The sequence below is a fragment of the Acinetobacter sp. YH12049 genome (assembly GCF_013419875.1).
Lineage (GTDB): Bacteria > Pseudomonadota > Gammaproteobacteria > Pseudomonadales > Moraxellaceae > Acinetobacter > Acinetobacter amyesii.
Genome location: NZ_VOZH01000104.1, coordinates 1 through 1598, shown reverse-complemented (window position 1 = coordinate 1598; position 1598 = coordinate 1). Strand labels below are relative to the sequence as shown.

The following is a 1598-nucleotide window of genomic DNA, read 5'->3' as shown; positions in this document are numbered from 1 at the left end:
TCAGGGTGTCACACTGATCACAGACCCATTTACCACGCACATGCTGTTCCTTATAGAACTGTGCCGGTCTGAAATGCAGTTTTTCACTGACATCTTCGCCGATACGACGGAGTTGGCAGCCACAAGCGCATTGGGTTGATGCAGGTTCATGCTCAATACGGATGGTGTGTAGATGATCTGGCAGTGGTCGACGTTTAGGTTTATTGGTTTTGGCTTTCTGTGTCGCTGCATCGGTTTTATCTGCATTTAGCCGTTCCAGTTCTAGATCAACCGCAGCAATATCTTCTTCAACCGCTTCATCCCACAGGTGGATTTGTTTTGCAGTGAGATGTTCGTTTTTACTGCCGAATTTGTGCTGTTTAAATAGTGCGAGTTCATGCTCGTATTTTTGATTGAGAATAGAAAGATGTTGAACTTTAGAATCTAATTGCTGATTGGTGACTTCAAGATGTTGAACTTTGGCATCCAATTGCTGGTTTGATTTTTCTAATTCTTGATTTGATTGTGCTAGAGACTGATGCTGCATCGCCAACTGTCTGGTGAATTCCAGCAGTTGTTCATGGGTCAGTTGGCTTAAGTCAGGCAGCGTATTCATGACCGCAGTATGCCTGAGGTCATGAGAAGAATGAAATAGAACGTTTGGAGAATAGCAGAATGGAACAGCCTGGTTTAAAGCATCGTCACCACCTGCTGTCGTCCAATGCGCTGCCAGGGCAAACCTTGGATCAGTGCCTGTAACTGTTCCGGGCTGAGGGCCACGGTTTCACCTTGGTGAACTTGAGCCCAGTGAAATTTGCCCTGTTCCAGCCGCCGGGCACACAGCCAGATGCCCAGTCCATCATGTACCAGTACTTTCATGCGATGGCCACGTTTATTACAGAACAGGTAAGCACAATGCGGTTTGATGTAGCCAAAGGCTCTCACCACCTGAGCCATGGTCGTATCCATACCTGCACGCATGTCCATGGGCTGAGTAGACAACCAGATTTCATCAATGCGGATCATGTTGCAAGTGCCTTGAGTAATTCTGCCAAGGCAGGTATTTCTGATACTTGCCATTTCAAGCCAATTTCTGCTTTTGAGTGGGGTAAAGTAATTTGAACTTTTAACATGTCAGTAGGAGTAGGATCTAATGGTGCAGAGCAAGATAAGGCAATAAATGCAGGTTTATTCGGTAGTGTTGAGCGATCACTCCCTGGCTTAGCATCAATTAAGCGAATCCATTTGGATACAAGATTTGTATTCAATCCATGTTGCAAAGCGACTGAAGCAATTGAAACGTCCGGTGCTTTACAAGCCTGAACGATCTGCTGTTTAAATTCAGCACTGTATGTTCTTCGTTTTTTCGCAAGAGATGCGATGGATGTCTGATGATTTGTAGTCATAAATTTAAGTCCCCACTTGTTTCTAAGTGGGGACTAAATTAAGGCTTATAGGATGAATTCAGAAGGTGTGTTCAGCGGACGCTTACGCATGATATTCGGGTGCATATCTAACAATAAGTGAATATGATCAGCTTTACCATTGAACTCAATCAAGTCAATCTCCCAATCAGCACAGTTCTTTTTTACAATTTCTTCAAGCCGATTGATCATCTC

General features: G+C 44.2%; 4 protein-coding genes. All 4 read right to left on the bottom strand.

Features of this window, described 5'->3' with window-relative positions:
- Positions 1–595: IS66 family transposase zinc-finger binding domain-containing protein (locus tag FTU05_RS17650; protein WP_180166217.1), on the bottom strand; the 595-nt coding region annotated here is incomplete at its 3' end.
- A gap of 74 nt (positions 596–669) precedes the next feature.
- A complete protein-coding gene (gene tnpB, locus FTU05_RS17645) occupies positions 670–1005 on the bottom strand; it encodes an IS66 family insertion sequence element accessory protein TnpB (protein ID WP_000618091.1) in 336 nt (111 codons plus the stop codon).
- Positions 1002–1385, bottom strand: a complete 384-nt coding sequence (locus tag FTU05_RS17640; RefSeq protein ID WP_180166215.1) for a transposase — start codon at positions 1383–1385, stop codon at positions 1002–1004. Before FTU05_RS17640 ends, tnpB begins: the two co-directional genes overlap by 4 nt.
- Positions 1386–1430: 45 nt before the next feature.
- Complete coding sequence (locus FTU05_RS18160) at positions 1431–1595, bottom strand: transposase (protein ID WP_218953455.1); 165 nt, start codon at positions 1593–1595, stop codon at positions 1431–1433.
- Positions 1596–1598 lie beyond the last annotated feature (3 nt).

What these genes read in the sequence shown, in the direction of transcription:
- tnpB (WP_000618091.1), bottom strand. Translation starts at nt 1,005, where the DNA reads ATGATCCGCATTGATGAAATCTGGTTGTCTACTCAGCCCATGGACATG.
- FTU05_RS17640 (WP_180166215.1), bottom strand. Translation starts at nt 1,385, where the DNA reads ATGACTACAAATCATCAGACATCCATCGCATCTCTTGCGAAAAAACGA.
- FTU05_RS18160 (WP_218953455.1), bottom strand. Translation starts at nt 1,595, where the DNA reads ATGATCAATCGGCTTGAAGAAATTGTAAAAAAGAACTGTGCTGATTGG.